Source organism: Cupriavidus sp. FW216-B1 (genome assembly GCF_058789195.1).
In genome coordinates this window covers 14,022-31,678 of record NZ_JBYTEL010000033.1, presented here as the reverse complement: position 1 = coordinate 31,678, position 17,657 = coordinate 14,022, and the positions used below count along the sequence as shown (strand labels likewise).

The 17,657-nt window shown below is 70.1% G+C and carries 18 protein-coding genes and 1 tRNA gene; 14 read left to right on the top strand and 5 right to left on the bottom strand.

Annotation, left to right across the window (positions count from 1 at the left end; all coding sequences use genetic code 11):
- Window positions 1-117 precede the first annotated feature (117 nt).
- The gene (locus AC3WXD_RS33395) at window positions 118-2,535 is read left to right on the top strand and encodes a RelA/SpoT family protein (RefSeq protein WP_454731176.1); all 2,418 of its coding nucleotides are present in this window, start codon (window positions 118-120) and stop codon (window positions 2,533-2,535) included.
- Between the two features lie 27 nt (window positions 2,536-2,562).
- Here AC3WXD_RS33395 and greB read toward each other — a convergent pair whose 3' ends face one another.
- A complete protein-coding gene (gene greB / locus AC3WXD_RS33390; protein ID WP_020205030.1) occupies window positions 2,563-3,144 on the bottom strand; it encodes a transcription elongation factor GreB in 582 nt (193 codons plus the stop codon).
- A 123-nt stretch (window positions 3,145-3,267) separates the two neighbouring features.
- Between greB and AC3WXD_RS33385 the strand changes: the two genes are divergently transcribed.
- From AC3WXD_RS33385 to AC3WXD_RS33375, 3 genes are all read left to right on the top strand, one after another.
- Window positions 3,268-3,344 (top strand) — tRNA-Arg (locus tag AC3WXD_RS33385).
- Between the two features lie 379 nt (window positions 3,345-3,723).
- The gene (locus AC3WXD_RS33380; RefSeq protein ID WP_492325541.1) at window positions 3,724-4,551 is read left to right on the top strand and encodes a DUF1266 domain-containing protein; all 828 of its coding nucleotides are present in this window, start codon (window positions 3,724-3,726) and stop codon (window positions 4,549-4,551) included.
- A 100-nt stretch (window positions 4,552-4,651) separates the two neighbouring features.
- Window positions 4,652-4,942 carry a hypothetical protein gene (locus tag AC3WXD_RS33375; RefSeq protein WP_059413033.1) on the top strand — a complete coding sequence of 97 codons (291 nt, stop codon included), beginning with the start codon at window positions 4,652-4,654 and terminating at the stop codon, window positions 4,940-4,942.
- Window positions 4,943-5,083: 141 nt separating this feature from the next.
- Here the strand turns inward: AC3WXD_RS33375 and AC3WXD_RS33370 are convergent, their stop codons facing one another.
- A complete protein-coding gene (locus AC3WXD_RS33370; RefSeq protein WP_492325540.1) occupies window positions 5,084-5,587 on the bottom strand; it encodes a hypothetical protein in 504 nt (167 codons plus the stop codon).
- A gap of 268 nt (window positions 5,588-5,855) precedes the next feature.
- Here AC3WXD_RS33370 and AC3WXD_RS33365 point away from each other — a divergent pair, with 268 nt between their 5' ends.
- Entirely contained in the window at window positions 5,856-6,539 is a 684-nt protein-coding gene (locus tag AC3WXD_RS33365) for a Fe2+-dependent dioxygenase (RefSeq protein ID WP_492325539.1), read from the top strand.
- 223 nt (window positions 6,540-6,762) lie between these two features.
- Here the strand turns inward: AC3WXD_RS33365 and AC3WXD_RS33360 are convergent, their stop codons facing one another.
- Window positions 6,763-7,062: a hypothetical protein gene (locus tag AC3WXD_RS33360; RefSeq protein WP_029044031.1), complete on the bottom strand. Its 300-nt coding sequence runs from the start codon at window positions 7,060-7,062 to the stop codon at window positions 6,763-6,765.
- Between the two features lie 266 nt (window positions 7,063-7,328).
- Here AC3WXD_RS33360 and AC3WXD_RS33355 point away from each other — a divergent pair, with 266 nt between their 5' ends.
- Window positions 7,329-7,640 carry a hypothetical protein gene (locus AC3WXD_RS33355; protein WP_020205036.1) on the top strand — a complete coding sequence of 104 codons (312 nt, stop codon included), beginning with the start codon at window positions 7,329-7,331 and terminating at the stop codon, window positions 7,638-7,640.
- 180 nt (window positions 7,641-7,820) lie between these two features.
- A complete protein-coding gene (gene lpxO / locus AC3WXD_RS33350) occupies window positions 7,821-8,723 on the top strand; it encodes a lipid A hydroxylase LpxO (RefSeq protein ID WP_020205037.1) in 903 nt (300 codons plus the stop codon).
- A gap of 91 nt (window positions 8,724-8,814) precedes the next feature.
- Here lpxO and AC3WXD_RS33345 read toward each other — a convergent pair whose 3' ends face one another.
- Both AC3WXD_RS33345 and AC3WXD_RS33340 read right to left on the bottom strand, forming a co-directional pair.
- Window positions 8,815-10,389 carry a sensor domain-containing diguanylate cyclase gene (locus tag AC3WXD_RS33345; protein ID WP_082079650.1) on the bottom strand — a complete coding sequence of 525 codons (1,575 nt, stop codon included), beginning with the start codon at window positions 10,387-10,389 and terminating at the stop codon, window positions 8,815-8,817.
- Window positions 10,390-10,471: 82 nt separating this feature from the next.
- Complete coding sequence (locus tag AC3WXD_RS33340) at window positions 10,472-10,654, bottom strand: hypothetical protein (RefSeq protein ID WP_020205039.1); 183 nt, start codon at window positions 10,652-10,654, stop codon at window positions 10,472-10,474.
- Between the two features lie 327 nt (window positions 10,655-10,981).
- On the opposite strand from AC3WXD_RS33340, the gene AC3WXD_RS33335 reads away from it, so the two are divergent.
- The 7 genes from AC3WXD_RS33335 (at window position 10,982) to AC3WXD_RS33305 (ending at window position 17,538) form a co-directional block, all read left to right on the top strand.
- On the top strand, window positions 10,982-11,884 hold the full coding sequence (locus AC3WXD_RS33335; RefSeq protein WP_492325538.1) for a DNA polymerase III subunit gamma/tau C-terminal domain-containing protein: 903 nt from the start codon (window positions 10,982-10,984) through the stop codon (window positions 11,882-11,884).
- Between the two features lie 99 nt (window positions 11,885-11,983).
- The gene (locus AC3WXD_RS33330) at window positions 11,984-12,316 is read left to right on the top strand and encodes a YbaB/EbfC family nucleoid-associated protein (protein ID WP_020206734.1); all 333 of its coding nucleotides are present in this window, start codon (window positions 11,984-11,986) and stop codon (window positions 12,314-12,316) included.
- Between the two features lie 97 nt (window positions 12,317-12,413).
- On the top strand, window positions 12,414-13,028 hold the full coding sequence (gene recR / locus AC3WXD_RS33325; protein WP_020206733.1) for a recombination mediator RecR: 615 nt from the start codon (window positions 12,414-12,416) through the stop codon (window positions 13,026-13,028).
- Window positions 13,029-13,049: 21 nt separating this feature from the next.
- Window positions 13,050-13,955 carry a LysR family transcriptional regulator gene (locus AC3WXD_RS33320; RefSeq protein WP_492325537.1) on the top strand — a complete coding sequence of 302 codons (906 nt, stop codon included), beginning with the start codon at window positions 13,050-13,052 and terminating at the stop codon, window positions 13,953-13,955.
- A 153-nt stretch (window positions 13,956-14,108) separates the two neighbouring features.
- Entirely contained in the window at window positions 14,109-15,305 is a 1,197-nt protein-coding gene (locus AC3WXD_RS33315) for a CaiB/BaiF CoA transferase family protein (RefSeq protein WP_059413343.1), read from the top strand.
- On the top strand, window positions 15,302-16,366 hold the full coding sequence (locus tag AC3WXD_RS33310) for a hydroxymethylglutaryl-CoA lyase (RefSeq protein ID WP_492325536.1): 1,065 nt from the start codon (window positions 15,302-15,304) through the stop codon (window positions 16,364-16,366). Before AC3WXD_RS33315 ends, AC3WXD_RS33310 begins: the two co-directional genes overlap by 4 nt.
- A 119-nt stretch (window positions 16,367-16,485) precedes the next feature.
- Window positions 16,486-17,538 carry a Bug family tripartite tricarboxylate transporter substrate binding protein gene (locus AC3WXD_RS33305; protein ID WP_492325535.1) on the top strand — a complete coding sequence of 351 codons (1,053 nt, stop codon included), beginning with the start codon at window positions 16,486-16,488 and terminating at the stop codon, window positions 17,536-17,538.
- Window positions 17,539-17,657: the final 119 nt, after the last annotated feature.

Here is a 17,657-nt window from a genome sequence, read left to right as displayed (position 1 = left end):
GCCACGGCGAGCCCTCCGGGCGCGCCTTCGCGCCCGCACGGGGAAGTGCCTGGTGATGCGGGCGGCGAAGCAGCGCCGCCCGTCTCGCGCAAGCGCGCCGGGACCGGCCATCCGCCCGTGACGGCACGCACCGGCGCTCCCAATCTTCCCGATCCGCTCGGCGACAACGTCGTCGGCGAGCGCGCGGCCGCGCCCGCGATGGGCTCGGGCAAGGGCCGCGCCGCGCAGGCCGCGGCCGAAGGCGAGCTAAGCGAGGCGCCGGCCGCCGCCACGCCGGGCGACGCGCTGTTCATCGACGCCGTCCTGGCGCAGTCCTACCGCCACTTCTTCGGCCCGACCTCGCAGCCCGCGGTGCCGCCGCGCCAGCAGGTCATCTCGATCGGCCGGCTGATGGAGAAGCTGGCCTACCTGAAGCCGGCCGACCAGGCCATCGTGCGCGAGGCCTTCCAGTTCTCCGACGAAGCGCACCTGGGCCAGTACCGCCAGAGCGGTGAGCCCTACATCACCCATCCGGTGGCGGTGGCCGAGCTGTGCGCGGACTGGAAGCTCGACGTCCAGTCCATCATGGCCGCGCTGCTGCACGACGTGATGGAAGACCAGGGCATCACCAAGAGCGAGCTGGCCGAGAAATTCGGCCCCAAGGTGGCCGAGCTGGTCGACGGCCTGACCAAGCTGGACAAGCTCGAATTCCAGAGCCGCGAGCAGGCGCAGGCGGAGAGCTTCCGCAAGATGCTGCTGGCGATGGCGCGCGACGTGCGGGTGATCCTGGTCAAGCTGGCCGACCGCACCCACAACATGCGCACGCTCGATTTCGTGCCGCCCGAGAAGCGGCGCCGGATCGCGCTCGAGACGATGGAGATCTACGCGCCGATCGCGCACCGGCTCGGTCTCAACACCACTTACCGCGAGCTGCAGGAACTGTCGTTCAAGGTCGGCTCGCCGTTCCGCTACGCCACGCTCGAGAAGGCCGTCAAGGCCGCGCGCGGCAACCGGCGCGAGGTGGTCAAGCGCATCCTGGAGGCGGCGCAGAAGGCGCTGGGCGACGCCGGCATCGTGGCCGAGCTGTCCGGGCGCGAGAAGACGCTGTACAGCATCTACCGCAAGATGCACGACAAGCAGTTGTCGTTCTCGCAGGTGCTCGACGTCTACGGCTTCCGCGTGGTGGTGGAGACGCAGATGCACTGCTACATGGCGATGGGCGCGTTGCACGGCCTGTACAAGCCGATGCCGGGCAAGTTCAAGGACTACATCGCGATCCCCAAGATCAACGGCTACCAGTCGCTGCACACCACGCTGGTGGGCCCGTTCGGCACGCCGGTGGAATTCCAGATCCGCACGCGCGACATGCACCAGATCGCCGAGGCCGGCGTGGCCGCGCACTGGATGTACAAGCACCAGGCCGACCAGGCCAACGACATCCAGCAGCAGGCCCACCAGTGGCTGCAGTCGCTGCTCGACATCCAGAGCCAGACCGGCGATTCGCAGGAATTCCTCGAGCACGTCAAGATCGACCTGTTCCCGGACGCGGTCTACGTGTTCACGCCCAAGGGGCACATCCGCGCGCTGCCGCGCGGCGCCACCGCGCTCGATTTCGCCTACGCCGTGCACAGCGACCTCGGCAACCAGTGCGTGGCGGTCAAGATCAACAACGAGCTGCTGCCGCTGCGCACCGAGCTCAAGAGCGGCGACATCGTCGAGGTGGTGACGGCGCCGTACTCCAAGCCCAACCCGGCCTGGCTGGCCTTCGTGCGCACCGGCAAGGCGCGCGCGGCGATCCGCCACTACCTCAAGACCACGCGCCTCGACGAAGCCATCCAGCTCGGCGAGCGCCTGCTGGAGCAGTCCGCGCGCCAGCTCGGCATCGAGCTCAAGGCGCTGCCGCAGTCGGTGTGGGACCGCATGGTGCAGTGGACCGGCAACAAGCACCGCGAGGACATCTTCGCCGACCTGGCGCTGGGCCGGCGCGTGCCGGCCGTGGTGGCCAAGCGCATGGAGATCCTGCTGCAGGACCTGTCCGGCGACGTCGACAGCGCCTTGCTGGCCGCCGTGCAGACCTTCGCCGGCGACGAAGCGCCGGCGGTGCCGATCACCGGCGACGAAGGCATGTCGATGATCTTCTCGGCGTGCTGCCGCCCGATTCCCGGCGACTCCATCGTCGGCTACCTGGGCAAGGGCGAAGGCCTGCAGATCCACGTGCAGGACTGCAAGGTGGCCAAGCGCTTGCACAGCAAGGACCCGGAGCACTGGATCGACGTGATGTGGGCGCGCAAGACCACGCGCGCGTTCGACGCCTCGATCAAGGTCATGGTGCGCAACGTCAAGGGCATCGTCGCGCGCGTGGCGGCGGACCTGACCTCGGCCGACGCCAACGTGGCGCACGTCTCGATGGAGCAGCAGGAGGGCGGCCACCAGGAGGCCACCTACATGCAGTTCGTCATCCAGGTGCAGAACCGCCTGCACCTCGCCAACGTGATGCGGGCGCTGCGGCGCAACCCGGACGTGATCCGCATCTTCCGCGACCGCAACGACGGCTGACGCCGCCGCGCGCGCGGCGGCGGGGGCTCAGGCCTTGCCGGGCTGCGCGGCCGGCTGCTTCGGGTAGCGGACTTCCAGGATATCGATCTGCTCGACGCCGTTGGGCGTGTGCAGGGGCACGGTGTCGCCTTCGCGCGCCTTGATCAGCGCGCGCGCGACCGGCGAGATCCAGCTCACGTGGTTGCTGTCGAGGTCCACCTCGTCCATGCCGACGATGGTGACGGTGGTCTCTTCACCGGCCCGGTTGGCGTAAGTCACCGTGGCGCCGAAGAAGATCTGGTCGTTGTCGCCCTGCACGGACGGGTCCACCACCTCGGCCTTGTCCAGGCGGCGGGTCAGGAAGCGGATGCGGCGGTCGATCTCGCGCAGGCGTTTCTTGCCGTAGAGATAGTCGCCGTTCTCGGAGCGGTCGCCGTTGGACGCGGCCCACGAGACGATCTGGACCACCTCGGGGCGCTCCGTGTCGATCAGGTGCATCAGCTCGTCGCGCAGGCGCTGGTAGCCCTGCGCGGTGATGTAGTTCTTGCTGCCCGGCGGCAGCGGCGCGGCGCCCTCTGGCAGGTCGTCGTCCTCATCGCCGGACGACTCTTTGACGAATGCCTTGTTCATGGTACGGATCACTTCGATAGGGCTGTCATTATAGAAAGTCCACGCTGGCCGAAAGAAAAACCGGAAATATGCCAGAAGGGGGTTCACAAAACCCAAAAGTACGATATAATTTCTTTCTCGAGTGCGGCTGTAGCTCAGTTGGATAGAGTACTTGGCTACGAACCAAGGGGTCGTGGGTTCGAATCCTGCCAGCCGCACCACCTATCAAGAAGAGAAGGGCTTCCAGAAATGGAAGCCCTTTTTCTTTGGTCTTCGCTTTCCGCATCTGTCGGGCCTTCGCTGTCCGGCCTTCGCTTTCCCGGCGCCTGTCGGCGCCTTTGCGCTTCATCTCCGCGTCTTCCGTTCCCGCCATCGCCAGGCCATCCGCCCGCGGTTGCCCGCCGCGGCGCGCGCATCCACGCGAATCAGAGTTGTCGCATCGCGCGCCGTTCTTGCCGCCGCTAATCTCGGTCCGGTGCGCACATGGTACGCGCCGATCGCCGCAACGCGGCGTGGCCGGTTTTTTTCCGGCCGCGCGCGCGTTGCGCGATCGCTTTCTCCGAACGGCTTTCTCCGAACGTTTCTCCGAGGGCTTCCACGATGCGGGCTTTACCCTGGTTCGTCTCCGTCCTGCTGCTTGCCGGGCTGGCCCGTGCCGCGCGGCACCAACGCCGCGCCGCGTGCGCGCCGCCGCCCATGCCCGCGTGCCGGCTGCCGGCCGGCAAGGGCGGCGCGGTCCGCCGCGCGGCGCCCATGCCAGGCGCGGCCGAGCGCGCGCACGGCTTGCTGCTCGGCCTGCTGCACGACGGCGGCTCGCGCGGCAATGCGCATGCGCTGGCCACCGGCGCCGATGCGCGCGCGCAGGCCAACGCGCTCGCCGACGACTGGCATATCCATACCGCCGGCGAGGCGCGCGGCACGCTGGCGTGGCTGCTGGAGGAAGGGCATCGCGCCCTGTACCCGCAGGTCTGCCGCATCCTGTTCAAGGTGCCGCGCGCCGCGCGCGAGCGCGAGATCGTGCGGCTCGACCAGTTGTTCGATCCGGTGCGCCTGGCGCTGTGCGTCGACCATCTCGAGCGCGCGCTGCCGGGCCTGCGCGCGGCGCGCTTCATCGCCTCGGGGCAGGATCTCGCGCGCGGCGTGCTGGCGTGGGACATGAGCCGCGCCATCCATCTCGCGCGCATGGCCCACGACTGCGGCATGCAGACCGACGCGCAGGCCTGGGCCGTGATCGAGCGCGCGGCGGCGCAGGCGTTCGCGCACTATGCGTCGTGGGAGCAGGTGGTGGCGGGCTACCTGCTCGGGCGCGCCATGTGGGCCGGCCCGGATGCCGGCTTCGCGCGCCACATGGCATTCGCGCGCGCCTGCATCGACGATCCCGCCGGTCCGTGGCGGGCCTCGCCGTATCCGCGCCGCGGCCCCGTGTAGGCGGGCGCCGGCTTGCGGGCGCGCGGCATGCGGGCTAGGCTGGATCGGGTGGCGCGGCGCGGGTGGCCGCGCCCGGCCACGGGCAACGCAGGAGGATGTCATGAACCATTCGGACTGGCGTGTCGAAGCCTATCGCGGCATGGATGTCTACGTGCTGGTCTCCGGGCAGGAGGAAGAACAGGGCGCGGGCATCGCGACGCTGGGCGGGGCAGGGAAGTGGCGATACGAGGTGCGGGTCGCGCAGGAAGGCGCGGACCCTTCCGATGCGGGAGACACCGAGCGCTCGTCGGCGCAGGGCGCGCCCTATGCGACCCGGCATGCCGCGGAGGAAGCGGCATTCATTGCCGGCTACCGGCTCGTCGACCAACTGGTCGGCCGCGCCGAGAGCTAGGCCGGCGGCGTTCGCCGCTGGCCGGATCGGGGCACTGAAGGCAGGCACGCCGGCGCGAACGCGCCGCGCGGCTGGCGGTGGCTTGGCGCGCGCTGTCGTGCGTGCCGCCGTGCGCGCGCATGCCGGCGAGGCGGCGCGGTTTCAGCGCCGTCCGCCCCGGCCGCCGCCGCCACCACCACCGCGGCCGCCATGCCGTCCGCCGCCCCAGCCGCCGCCGCCGCGGTAGTAGCCGTGGCCGGCGCCCGGGCGAGCGGGATAACCGCCCCGGTAGCCATAACCGCCGCGATACGGATAGGCGCCGTGATAGCGATACCAGGCGTGGGGCGCGCCGCCGCGGTAGTAGCCGCCATAGCCACCATAGCCGTGGGAGCGGTAGCCATAGAAGACGGCGCCGCCGCCATAGAACCCGCCATAGAACGGCAGCGGATAGTCGTAGCCGTATCCATACCCATATCCATAGCCGCCGTAGCCGTACCACGCGGGCGGGTAGGCGGCGCCGGGGCCGTAGAACGCATAGGGATCGTAGGCGCCGTAGGCATCGTAGGGGCCGTATGGGGAGTAGTCATAGTCGCTGTCGAAGGCGACGCAGGCTCCCAGCAACAACAGCGGCAAGGCCAGCAAGAGGCGGAGCGGAGCGCGGTGCATGATGCGTTCGGTCGGGCGGTAGGCTGCCCGGCGTGTGCCGGGCGATAACGGTTAGAGATGGCTGGCGCCCGCGAGGTTCATCGCCGCGTCCGCGGGGCAGGGCGGTGCCCGTCACTGGATAAGAGACATCCTATCCGACTTGCTCCAGGTCAAGCGGGTTCTCTCTAGAAATGATTCCTATTTGAGAATCTGAGACATTTCTCATACAATCGGCGCTCGCCTGCTTGTCCCGCGACCAATACATTGTCTTGCCGAGGTAACTGAAATCATGATGCTGCATATCTCCGATGTGCTGACGCCGGCCCAGGTGGCCGAATGCCGTGCGTTGATGGACGCGGCGGAGTGGGTTGACGGCAACGTCACTTCCGGGCATCAGTCGGCACTCGCCAAGCGCAACATGCAGCTGCCCGAGGGCTCGCCCGCGGCGCGGCAGGTCGGCGACCTGATCCAGGATGCGCTGGCCGCCAACCCGCTGTTCTTCTCCGCGGCCTTGCCGCTCAAGGTCTATCCGCCGCTGTTCAACCGCTACGAGGGCGGGCAGGCCTTCGACAACCATGTCGACAATGCCATCCGCCATCTGCGCGGCACCAATTTCCGCATCCGCAGCGACCTCTCCGCCACGCTGTTCCTGACCGCGCCCGAGGACTACGACGGTGGCGAACTGGTGGTGGAGGATACCTACGGGCAGCAGCGCGTGAAGCTGCCGGCCGGCCACATGGTGCTGTATCCGGCGACCAGCCTGCACCACGTCAGCCCGGTCACGCGCGGGGCGCGCGTGTCGTCGTTCTTCTGGATCCAGAGCATGGTGCGCGACGATGGCCAGCGCTCGGTGCTGTTCGAGCTGGACTCGCAGATCCAGCGCGTGGCGCAGGCCCTGAGCCACAAGGAGCCCGCCGTGGTCGGACTGACCGGCGTGTATCACAACCTGCTGCGCCGCTGGGCCGACGCTTGAACGGGCACGCGATGGCGGGGTAGGGGAAAGGCGGGAAAGGCGGGAAAGGCGACCAGGGCGTCGCAGCCGGATGCGAAATATCCGGCGGGCCATGCCGGGAACCGAATATCGGGAGGGAACAGGAAGGAAGGGAAGGTTCGGATGATGCCGGATTCTCCCGAACCCGGCACCGGCCGTCCGCCATGCGGCGCTACGGCATCCGGCTGGCGCTGCCGGCTGCCGCCTACTCGCGGTCGCGCCGGTGCGGCGGCAGGGGTATCGCGGCGACGCGCCGCCGCGCGGGCTTGAGCGCGCGGGTCGGCCAGAAGACATAGGTGGTATGCGGATCCATCGGCTTGCCGAAGTAGGACACCCACACCTGCACGCCCTGTTCGGTTTCCGCGACGATGGCGGCCACTGCGCGGGCCGCGACTGCGGGAGATTTGAGCAAGGTCGCCAGCGCTTCCACGCCTTGGACCACATGGTGCTTGACACCGCCGAACCATGCGTATTGGCGCATGGCTGACAACAAACGTTTGGTCATTGAACGCTAGTGTTGGTGAGTGAGCTGATGAGACCCGAGCTTACTCCCTTTGTTCAGTGCCGGACGATGGGACTTCGCTATCGCTTTCCCTGAGTCATCGGATGTCGCGGCGGATGTTGCGGCGCGGCGGCCGGCCGTCGCCTTTTTGCGCGTGTCGGCAGCCCGCCGCATTGACAAGGCCCGGGCCGAGGATTAGCGTCATTGGCAGGGCTGCCGCGGCGCGAGGCGCCGGCCGGCCACGCCCGTCTTTCCCGGGGAGCTTGCCGATGACCGAAGAGATGCTGATGCAATTGATGGTCGAAGTCGAGAAGGAAGACCCGATCGACTACGCCGACCTGCCCTTCGACGACGCCACGCTGCGCAGCCTGGCATGCCGGCTGGTGGCGCAGCGCTCGCACGCGATGGAGTCCGCCGGCATGCCGGTCGGCGACCTGCTGGCCACCATGTGGGCGTCCACCGCCAAGCTGGTGCTCGAGAACATGGTGCTCAATGCGCGCCTGCTCGCGTTGCGCGGCCAGTCCGAGGACGCCGCCGCGCTGATCAGCCGCATCGCCCGCCAGTCCCGCGGCAACACCTGAGCGGCAGCACCGGCAATACGCGGGTGGCCGCCGGCCGCGCGCCGGCGCGCTGTGCGCCCGCGATCTCATTTAGCAGGGCGCCTTGCGTTTCGCTACACTACGGGTTTTCGCGCCCCCGATGCTGTCCCGTTGCCCGCGAGCGCAACGGTGTTCGATGCTGCTGATTTGGAGGATTTTCGGGTGATCAAGTGGATAATCGTCGCGGCGTACCTGGGAGCGATCCTGTACGTGCATTTCCGCGGCAAGGTAAGGCTGCGCATCTGGCGCCAGTTGCTGGATCATTCGGCGCTGGTGGCGCCGATCAACTGCTTCATGTACATGTTCTCGGGCGTGCCGCGCACGCCCTACATCCCGGTCGAACGCTTCCCCGAGCTCGAGACGATCCGCGCCGCGTGGCCGCAGATCCGCGACGAAGGGCTGGCGCTGGCCGCCATGCGCAAGATCAAGGCCGCGGAGAAGAACGACGATGCCGGCTTCAACTCGTTCTTCAAGTACGGCTGGAAGCGTTTCTACCTTAAGTGGTACGAGGCGCGCCATCCGTCGGCCGAGGTCCTGTGCCCGCGCACGGTGGAGTTGCTGCGCGGCCTGCCCAGCGTGAAGGCCGCGATGTTCGCCGAGCTGCCGCCCGGCGGCAAGCTCAACCCGCACCGCGACCCGTTCGCGGGCTCGCTGCGCTACCACCTCGGGCTGGCCACGCCCAACGACGACCGCTGCTTCATCGAGGTCGACGGCGAGCGCCACAGCTGGCGCGACGGCCTGGGCGTGGTGTTCGACGAGACCTACCTGCACTGGGCCGAGAACAAGAGCGACAGCAACCGGCTGATCCTGTTCTGCGACATTGAGCGTCCGATGCGCTACCGCTGGGCCGCCGGGTTCAACCACTGGATGGGCCGCAAGGTCATGACCGCGGCCAGCTCGCCCAACGAGGAAAGCGACCAGACCGGCATGATCAACCGGCTGTTCCGCATCGTCTGGCTGGGCGGGCAGTACCGCCGCCGCTTCAAGGCCTGGAACCGCCAGGCGTACTACGTGGTCAAGTTCGGCCTGATCGCGGCCGGCGTGGCGCTGATCATCTACATCTGAGCGCGGCGCGGTTTTCCAGTGAAAAGGGCCGGCGCAAGCCGGCCCTTTTCACTTCCGCGCCGTCCGCCGCGCCACGCGCGCGGCAGGCGCCTTAGCGCCGCCGGCGCCCGCGCTCGTCGTCGAGCTCTTCGTAGTGGGCGCGCTTGGCCTGGTACATGCGCGAGTCGGCGAGCTTGATGGTGTCGCTCAGGCGCTCGTCGATGCCGCAGGTCGCGGTGCCGATCGACAGGCTCAGCGCGGTGCCGGGATAGAACTGGTTGTTCAGCTCCACCACCTGGTGGATCTGCTCCACCACGGCGGCCACGCCGCGCTCGTCGCGTCCCGGCAGCAGCACCATGAACTCGTCGCCGCCCACGCGCGCCACGCACATCTGGTCGCCCACGGCCTTCTTGAGCGCCTCGCCGGCGCGGCGCAGCAGCGCGTCGCCGTCGCCGTGGCCGAGCTGGTCGTTGACCTGCTTGAGGCCGTTGAGGTCCACCGCGATCACGCTGACCGGCCACGGTCCCTTGCGGCCCAGGCGCGCGAGCTCGTCCTCGTAGTAGGCGCGGTTGTAGAGCTTGGTCAGCACGTCGTGCTTGCCGAGGAATTCCACGTAGGCCTCGGCCTTCTTGCGCGCGGTGATGTCGGTCAGCGAGACCAGCACCTGGTCCCAGTCCGACTCGTGGCCCGGAAAGACCGACCATTGCATGAACACGTCCACCGCCCGGCCGTCGAGCGCGTAGTTGACGACCTCGCGCTGCTGCCACAGCTTCTCGTTCCACAGGTCGACCAGCTGCTCGGCGAACTGGAAGCGCATGTTGTCGCGGAACACGTCGCCCAGGCGCGACAGCAGCTCGGCCTTGGAGGTGGCGTTGAACATCAGCAGCGTCTGCTGGTTGACGTCGAGCACGCGGATTTCCTGCATGCAGCGCGAGATGAAGTCCGGATGCACGTTGAGGAAGGTGCGGAAATCCGTGATGCCCGCGCCGCGCACTTCGTCCAGCAGCAGCTTGACCGCGCTGAAGTCCTCCACCCACAGCGACACCGGCGAATGCTCGAACAGGCCCAGCGCGTACTGCTCGCTGCGGCGCAGTTCGCGCTCGGTGGCCGTGCGCACCGTGATGTCCTCGATCGACAGCAGCACGCGGTCCCAGGTGTCCTCGTGGCCCGGCATGACGGTCGCCTCGAGGCGGATGTCCAGGCGCTTGCCCTCGAGCGTGTAGTTGACGGTCTGGCTGGAGAAATGCGTGCTGCCGTCCCACAGCTGGCCCAGCTCCTCGACGTGCTGGTCGAACATGTCGTCGCGGAACACGGTGTCGAGATTGCCGACCAGGTCGGCGAGGTCGGAGGCGCGGAACAGGTCCAGCGTGCGCTTGTTGACGTCCAGCACGCGGATCAGCGCGGAGCAGTGCGCCACGTCCTGCGGATGCCGGCGCAGGTGGCTGCGCAGGTCGGTGACGCCGCGCGCCCGCAGTACCTGAAAATGCTCGCGCACCGCGCTGAAGTCTTCAAGCCACAGCGAAACCGGCGCGAGCTGGAACAAAGTCTGGTATTCGGCGTCGATGCGCGCCGCGTCGGTGATGGCCGTCAATGTGTTCTCTCCCTTTCCCGTTGGCGCGCCGGGCCGGCCGGCCCGGGCGTCCCGCTCTCCGGCGGGGCGCCGCCATGCGCGCAACGGCGATAGCATAGGGCAGCGCGGCGGAGAATGGGGAGATGTGTGGCGTAAAAACCGACGCGCGCGCGGCACCCCCTCCCGCGGAGGGGCAGGTTCAGGCCTGCGGCGAGAGTTCGGCGATGCGCGCCGGCGCGGTGCGGCGCGGTGCTTTTTCCTGCTCGGCGATCAGTTGCAGCGTGGCGGCCTGCAGCAGCGAGCCGGCGGTCAGATGGGAAGCCAGCGCGCGCAACTCGTCGAGCTTGTCGCGCATCGGGGGCTGGAGGGCGAGGGCGGTCATGTCGCGGGTGCCTGGCTCGGAAACAGCAGGCATGGTAGCGGCGCCCGGGGTCGCCGCGCTTTGCGCTGCGTCATGCGGCGTGTTCGTGGCTTCTCCTTCGTCCCGCGCGCCCGGGCCGGGGCGGGCGTGGCCGGCCTCGGCGCGCGCCGGCTGGCGATGGGCCTGGCCGGCGCGGCGCAAGGCGCACGGGCGCGGCGCGGCGGCGTCCTTGCACGCGGCGAGAGGGAGGAATGGGAGCTGCATCGGTTTCTCCTGGTGAGCGGCCTGCCGCCTTCGACAAGCCTTGCCAGCATGCCGCGCGCCGCCCGGCCTGCCCAGCGCGCTGCGATGAACGGCCGGATCGGCGGTGCGAAAAGCACGGCGCGGTGCCTGAGCCGGCACGCCGCGCGCGGGCGTCAGCCCGCCGCGCGCGCGCCGGCGGCCCAGCCGCTGCGCCCGCCCGGCCCGGCCGCCGCCGCGGTGCGGCCCGCGCCGCCCGCTCCGGTTCCGGCCCGCGCCGGGTCGCCCGAGCGCCGCGCGCCGGCCGCCGCGTCTGCCGAAGCCGCCGAAGCCGCCGAAGCCGCCAATCACGGTCCGTCGGACGAGGTCCCGCCGTGGGAGTTCGCCGGCAGCAGCGACGTGCCGCCGTGGGAAGACCTGCCGCCGGACCTGCCGGTCATCGGTCCCTACGATAGCGATCCCGAACCCATGCCCATGCGGCAGGCCGCGCCGCGCCGCGAGCCGTCGCGTCCGTCCGCACCATCCGCGCAATCGGCACAGCCCGCTGCCGCGCAGGCGCCGGCGGAAGCGGCCGCGCCGGTGCGCCTGGCGCCGCCCAGGCCGCCCGTGGCCGGCGAGGACGGCACGCCGCCGGTGTTTACCGGCGCCTGGCCGGCGCTGGCCGCCAGCCTGCCGCTCAAGGGCCTGGCGCAGCAGCTTGCCTACCAGAGCGAACTGGTGCAGGTGGTGGGGCGCACCTTCCACCTGCGCGCGCCGGTGGCGCCGATCACCGAGGCCGGCGTGGTCGAGCGCCTGCAGCAGACGCTGTCGGAGCAGCTTGGCACCGAGGTGCGCGTGCAGTGCGAGATCGGCGCGGTCGCGGACACCGCGGCGGCGGCCGATGCGCAAGCCCGCGCCGAGCGCCAGCGCGAGGCCGAGGCCACCATCGGGGAGGACCCGTTCGTGCAAGGCTTGCTGCGCGAGTTCGGCGGCCATATCCTGCCGGGATCGATCCAGCCACGCGCGGCCTGACCACCTGCCGCGCCACCGTTTCTTTTTATGACGGGCCGCCGGCGCCCATGACGCGCGGCGGCCCGTGGTTTCCATCCAACACGCTATCAGGAGCTTTCCATGATGAAGGGTCAACTGGCCGGGCTGATGAAACAGGCCCAGCAGATGCAGGAGAACATGAAGAAGATGCAGGAGCAGCTTGCCCTGATCGAGGTCGAGGGCCAGTCCGGCGCCGGCCTGGTCAAGGTGGTCATGACCTGCAAGAACGACGTCAAGCGCGTCACCATCGACCCCAGCCTGCTGGCCGAGGGCGAGGACAAGGAACTGCTGGAAGACCTGGTGGCGGCCGCCTTCAACGACGCGGTGCGCAAGGCCGAGGCGACCACGCAGGAAAAGATGGGCTCGATGACGTCCGGCCTGCCGCTGCCGCCGGGCTTCAAGATGCCGTTCTGAGCCAGGCACGCGCAAGGAAGCCGGCAATGAGTCTCGAATCCGCACCGCATCGCGCGCCGCCGGCGGGCATGGTGGTGTTCGCCGGCGGAGGCGTCGCTTGAAGAACGCGCCCCCGATTTCGCTGCAGGCGCTGATCGAAGCGCTGCGGGTCCTGCCCGGCGTGGGCCCCAAGTCCGCGCAGCGCATGGCCTACCACCTGCTGCAGCACGACCGCGATGGCGCGCGCAAGCTCGGCGACGCGCTGCGCGGCGCGGCCGACGGCATCAAGCACTGCTCGCGCTGCAATACCTTCACCGAGCAGGAAATCTGCTCGACCTGCCTGGACGAGCGGCGCGACGCCTCGTTGCTGTGCGTGGTGGAAACGCCGTCCGACCAGGCCATGATCGAGCAGACCCTGACCTACCGCGGCCAGTATTTCGTACTGATGGGCCGGCTCTCGCCGCTGGACGGCGTGGGCCCGCGCGAGATTCACCTGGACCGGCTGCTGGCGCGCGCCACCGACCCGGCGCTGGGCGGGCCGGTGTCCGAGGTGATCGTCGCCACCAACTTCACCAGCGAGGGCGAGGCCACCGCGCACTATGTGGGCGAGATGCTCAAGGCGCGCGGGCTCAAGGTCACGCGCCTGGCGCGCGGCGTGCCGGTGGGCGGCGAGCTCGAGTACGTGGATGCCGGCACCATCGCCCGCGCGGTGATGGACCGGCGCTCGGTGTAAGCGCGCCGCCAGCGCATGCGCATGAATCTCGCCCGTTTCGATCTGGTCACGCTGGGCCTGTTCGTCGCCGTGGCGCGCCAGGGCAGCATCTCGGCGGGCGCGCGCCAGTCCCATTTGGCGGTGGCGGCGGCCAGCAAGCGCATCTCCGACCTGGAGGCCGCGGTCGGCGCGCCGCTGTTCTTCCGCCATGCCGCCGGCGTGCAGCTGACCGAGGCCGGGCAGGCCTGCTTCCACCACGCGCTCACCGTCCTGCAGGACGTCGAGCGCATGGCCGGCGTGATGTCGGACTACGCCAGCGGCGTGCGCGGGCAGGTGCGCGTGTGCGCCAACACCTCGGCCATCACGCAGTTCCTGCCCGACGACCTCGCCGGCTTCATGGCGCTGCATCCCACCATCCGCATCGAGCTCGAAGAGCAGAACAGCAGCGAGATCGTGGCCGCGCTGGTGGAAAACCGCGCCGACGTCGGCATCTTCGCCGACCGCACCCCGAGCGCGGGGCTGGTCACGGTGGAGTACCGCCAGGACGAGCTGGTGGTGGTCACGCCGCCGGGCCACCCGCTGGCCGAGCGCGGCCCGGTGCGCTATGCCGATACCCTCGAATACGACTTCGTCAGCCTGCCGCAGGTGACTTCGCTGGCCGCGCGCCTGCTCGAGGAAAGCAGCCGGCTGGAGCGGCCGTTCCGCCTGCGCATCCAGGTGCGCAGCTTCGACGCCATGTGCCGCATGGTGATGGCGGGCTTGGGCGTGGGCGTGCTGCCGCGCATCGCGGCCGAGCCGCACGTGCAGTCGATGGGCCTGTCGCTGGTGGCGCTGCAGGACGCCTGGGCGCGCCGCACGCTGCTGATCGGCATGCGCGACCCGGCCGGGCTGACGGTGTCGGCGCGCCTGCTCATCACGCATCTCTGCGGCGACCGCGCCCCTTTCTGACGCCCCCGCCTTTCGCGTTCCAAGAAGGCCCGCTTCTCCGAATGCCGATTCCGCCATGCGCGCGGCTGGGGCACACTGCGTCGAAACAAGGCGTGGCGCCGGCGCGATCGTCAGCGCGGCCCGCCGCAATCGAAATGCATGGAGACCCCGCACATGGCGCGACAGATTCTAGAGGGCATCCGGGTCCTGGAACTCGGACAACTGATTGCCGGCCCCTTCGCCGCCAAGACCCTGGCCGATTTCGGCGCGCAGATCGTCAAGGTCGAGCCGCCCGGGCAGGGCGACCCGCTGCGCAAATGGCGCATGCTGCATGGCGACACCTCGGTGTGGTGGGAAGCGCAGTCGCGCAACAAGCAGTCGATCTGCATCGACCTGCGCCAGGCCGAGGGCCAGGCCGTGGTGCGCCGCCTGGCCGCCGAGGCCGACGTGCTGATCGAGAACTTCCGCCCCGGCACGATGGAGAAATGGGGCCTGGGCTACGACACCCTGAGCGCCGACAACCCCGGCCTCATCATGGTGCGGGTCTCGGGCTACGGCCAGACCGGCCCGAAGAAGGACGAACCCGGCTTCGCCGCAGTGGCCGAGGCCATGAGCGGGCTGCGCCACCTGACCGCCGAGCCCGGCCGCGCGCCGGTGCGCGCGGGCCTGTCGCTGGGCGACACCATCGCCGGCCTGCACGGCGCGCTGGGCGTGCTGCTGGCGCTGTACGAGCGCGACGCGCGCGGCGGCAAGGGGCAGGTCATCGACGTGGCCCTGTATGAATCGCTGTTCAACCTGAGCGAGAGCCTGCTGCCGGAATACTCCGCGTTCGGCGCGGTGCGCCAGCCGGCCGGCGGCGCGCTGCCGGGCATCGCGCCGTCCAACGCCTATCCGTGCGCGAGCGGCGAGTACGTGCTGGTGGCGGCCAACGGCGACGCCATCTTCAAGCGCCTGATGCATGCGCTGGGCCGCGCCGATCTGGCCGAGGACCCGGCGCTCGCGCGCAACGACGGGCGCGTGCAGCGCGTCGAGGAGATCGACGCCGCCATCGCGGCCTGGACCCGCGCCCACAGCGTGGAGGACGCGCTGGCCGTGCTCCGGCAGGCCGAGGTGCCGTCGGGCCGCATCTACACCGTCAAGGACATCGCCGAAGACCCGCACTACCGCGCGCGCGGCGTGATCGAGAGCGTGACCTCGGCCGCCGGGCTGACCGTGGAAGTGCCGGGCATCATCCCCAAGCTGTCGGCCAGCCCGGGCGCCATCCACGACCGCGCGCCCGCGCTGGGCGAGCATACCGACGCGGTGCTGGCGCAGGCGGGCTTCGATGCCGCCACCATCGCCGACCTGCGCGCGCGCGGGGTGGTGGCATGAGCGCCGCCACGTTCGCCGCTTTCGCCGCCTCCGCCGGCCCGGCCCGCATCGAGATCAACGAGGTGGCGCCGCGCGACGGCCTGCAGATCGAGCCGGTGGTGGTGCCGACCGACGCCAAGGTGGCCTTCCTCGACGCGCTGTCCGCGTGCGGCTTTGCCCGCATCGAGGCGACCTCCTTCACCTCCGCCAAGGCGATTCCCGCGCTGGCCGACGCCGAGGCCGTCATGCACCGCATGGCGCGCGCGCCCGGCGTGCGCTACACCGCGCTGGTGCCCAACCTGCGCGGCATGGAGCGCGCGCTGTCGTGCCGGCCCGACGAGCTCAACCTCGTGATGTCGGCCAGCGAGACGCACAACCGCGCCAACCTGCGCATGACGCGCGCGCAGTCGCAGGCGCAACTGCTGGCGATGATCGCGGCGGCGGGGCAGGCCGGCGTGCCGGTCAACGTCTCGCTGTCCACGGTGTTCGGCTGCCCGTTCGAGGGCGAGGTCGACGCGGACGCGGTGATGGCGCTGGCGGCATCGTTCGCCGCCGCCGGCGCGGCCGGCATCACGCTGTGCGACACCACCGGCATGGCCTATCCCACGCAGGTCGCCGCGCTGTGCGAGCGCTTCCGGCGCGAGCTGCCGCAGGCCGGCCTGACCATCCACCTGCACAACACGCGCGGCATGGGCCTGGCCAACGCGCTGGCCGCGTGGCAGGCCGGCGTGGCGCGCTTCGACGCCGCCGCCGGCGGCCTGGGCGGCTGCCCCTACGCGCCCGGTGCGAGCGGCAACGTCAGCACCGAGGAACTGGTGCACATGTTCGCCGCGATGGGCGTGGGCACCGGCGTGGACCTCGGCCGCCTGCTCGAGGTGGTGGCGGGGCTGCCGGAGCTGGTGCGGCGCGACACGCCGAGCCAGTTGCTGAGCGCCGGCCCGCGCCTGCGCACGCACCAGCCGCCGGCCTGGATGGCGGCGCATTTCGCCGCGCAGGAAGCCGCGCAGCAGGCATTGCAGCAGGCACCGCAAGCGCCGCACGAAGATTCGCGGAACGGTTCGCAGGACGGTGCGCGGCGCTGAGCGGCGCGCGCCGGAGATTCGCCGCATCACCCCGTAGCAACGGGCGCGCACCGCGCGGCGAGGGCCGCCGCGGGCGCAAGACCAGATCAAGACCAACACGCATTAGGCAGGAGACACCCATGTCCAGCATCCAGGCATTTGCCGCCGCACGTTCGCCGCTTTCCCACACCCGCGCGCCGCGCGGCGCCTCGGCCGCGCGCCGCAGGGCGCTCTGCGCCGCCGCCGCGCTCGCCGTGGCGGGCCTGGCCGGCACGTCGGCCTTCGCGCAGGACGGCGCCTGGCCGCAGCGGCCGGTCACGCTGGTGGTCTCGGCCGCGGCCGGCGGCACCACCGATCTCGCCGCGCGCATGATTTCCGAGCCGCTGGCCAAGGCCCTCGGCCAGCCGGTGGTGGTGGACAACCGGCCCGGCGGCTCGGGCGGCATCGCCGCGCAGGTGGTGGCGCGCGCCAAGCCGGATGGCTACACCCTGCTGGTGCAGTATTCCGGCTACCAGGTCATCACGCCGCTGCTGACCAAGACCGCGTGGGACCCGGTCAAGGACTTCGCGCCGGTGGCCAACCTGCTGTCCGCGCCGCAGGTGCTGGTGGTGCGGCCGAGCCTGCCGGTCAAGTCGCTCAAGGAACTGGTGGCCTACGCCAAGGCCAATCCCGACAAGCTCAACTACGCGTCGTCGGGCAACGGCTCGCTGCAGCACGTCTCGACCGAGCTGCTCAACCAGATGGCCGGCATCCGCATCACCCATGTGCCATACAAAGGCACGGGCCCGGCCATGACCGACCTGCTGGGCGGCTCGGTCGACCTCACCATCACCACGCCGCCGCCGCTGATGGGGCATATCCAGGGCGGCAAGCTGCGCCCGCTGGTCGTGACCAGCAAGCAGCGCCTGCCCAGCCTGAAGGACGTGCCCTCGGCGCCCGAGGCCGGTTATCCCGACCTCGACGTGTCGTCGTGGTTCGCCATGTACGCGCCGGCCGGCACGCCCAGGCCCATCGTCGACAAGCTGGCCGGCGAGATCGAACGCATCATGCAGACCGAGGCCTTCCGCAAGAAGGCCGAGGAGCTCGGCGCCGAGGCGAAGTTCATGGGGCCGAAGCAGCTCGATGCCTACCAGCGCGGCGAGCTGGCGCGCTGGGCCAAGGTGATCAAGTCCGCCGACATCCACGCCGAGTGAGGCTGGCGGGCCGCGGCGGGCTGCCGGCAGCCCGTCGAAAGCCCGTCGAAAGGCATGTCCTGTATGCTGGCCGCCGCACGCGGCATAGGTGTTGGTCCCGATGCGGGCATGCGCCGCAT

Excerpts from the sequence above, each read along its gene's own strand:
- greB (WP_020205030.1), bottom strand. The coding sequence starts at position 3,144 with ATGAACAAGGCATTCGTCAAAGAGTCGTCCGGCGATGAGGACGACGAC.
- AC3WXD_RS33320 (WP_492325537.1), top strand. The coding sequence starts at position 13,050 with ATGAATCTCGCCCGTTTCGATCTGGTCACGCTGGGCCTGTTCGTCGCC.
- AC3WXD_RS33330 (WP_020206734.1), top strand. The coding sequence starts at position 11,984 with ATGATGAAGGGTCAACTGGCCGGGCTGATGAAACAGGCCCAGCAGATG.
- AC3WXD_RS33355 (WP_020205036.1), top strand. The coding sequence starts at position 7,329 with ATGACCGAAGAGATGCTGATGCAATTGATGGTCGAAGTCGAGAAGGAA.
- AC3WXD_RS33360 (WP_029044031.1), bottom strand. The coding sequence starts at position 7,062 with ATGACCAAACGTTTGTTGTCAGCCATGCGCCAATACGCATGGTTCGGC.
- AC3WXD_RS33310 (WP_492325536.1), top strand. The coding sequence starts at position 15,302 with ATGAGCGCCGCCACGTTCGCCGCTTTCGCCGCCTCCGCCGGCCCGGCC.
- AC3WXD_RS33345 (WP_082079650.1), bottom strand. The coding sequence starts at position 10,389 with ATGCTATCGCCGTTGCGCGCATGGCGGCGCCCCGCCGGAGAGCGGGAC.
- AC3WXD_RS33365 (WP_492325539.1), top strand. The coding sequence starts at position 5,856 with ATGATGCTGCATATCTCCGATGTGCTGACGCCGGCCCAGGTGGCCGAA.
- AC3WXD_RS33340 (WP_020205039.1), bottom strand. The coding sequence starts at position 10,654 with ATGACCGCCCTCGCCCTCCAGCCCCCGATGCGCGACAAGCTCGACGAG.
- AC3WXD_RS33375 (WP_059413033.1), top strand. The coding sequence starts at position 4,652 with ATGAACCATTCGGACTGGCGTGTCGAAGCCTATCGCGGCATGGATGTC.
- AC3WXD_RS33380 (WP_492325541.1), top strand. The coding sequence starts at position 3,724 with ATGCGGGCTTTACCCTGGTTCGTCTCCGTCCTGCTGCTTGCCGGGCTG.
- AC3WXD_RS33335 (WP_492325538.1), top strand. The coding sequence starts at position 10,982 with ATGAACGGCCGGATCGGCGGTGCGAAAAGCACGGCGCGGTGCCTGAGC.
- AC3WXD_RS33315 (WP_059413343.1), top strand. The coding sequence starts at position 14,109 with ATGGCGCGACAGATTCTAGAGGGCATCCGGGTCCTGGAACTCGGACAA.
- AC3WXD_RS33305 (WP_492325535.1), top strand. The coding sequence starts at position 16,486 with ATGTCCAGCATCCAGGCATTTGCCGCCGCACGTTCGCCGCTTTCCCAC.
- AC3WXD_RS33370 (WP_492325540.1), bottom strand. The coding sequence starts at position 5,587 with ATGCACCGCGCTCCGCTCCGCCTCTTGCTGGCCTTGCCGCTGTTGTTG.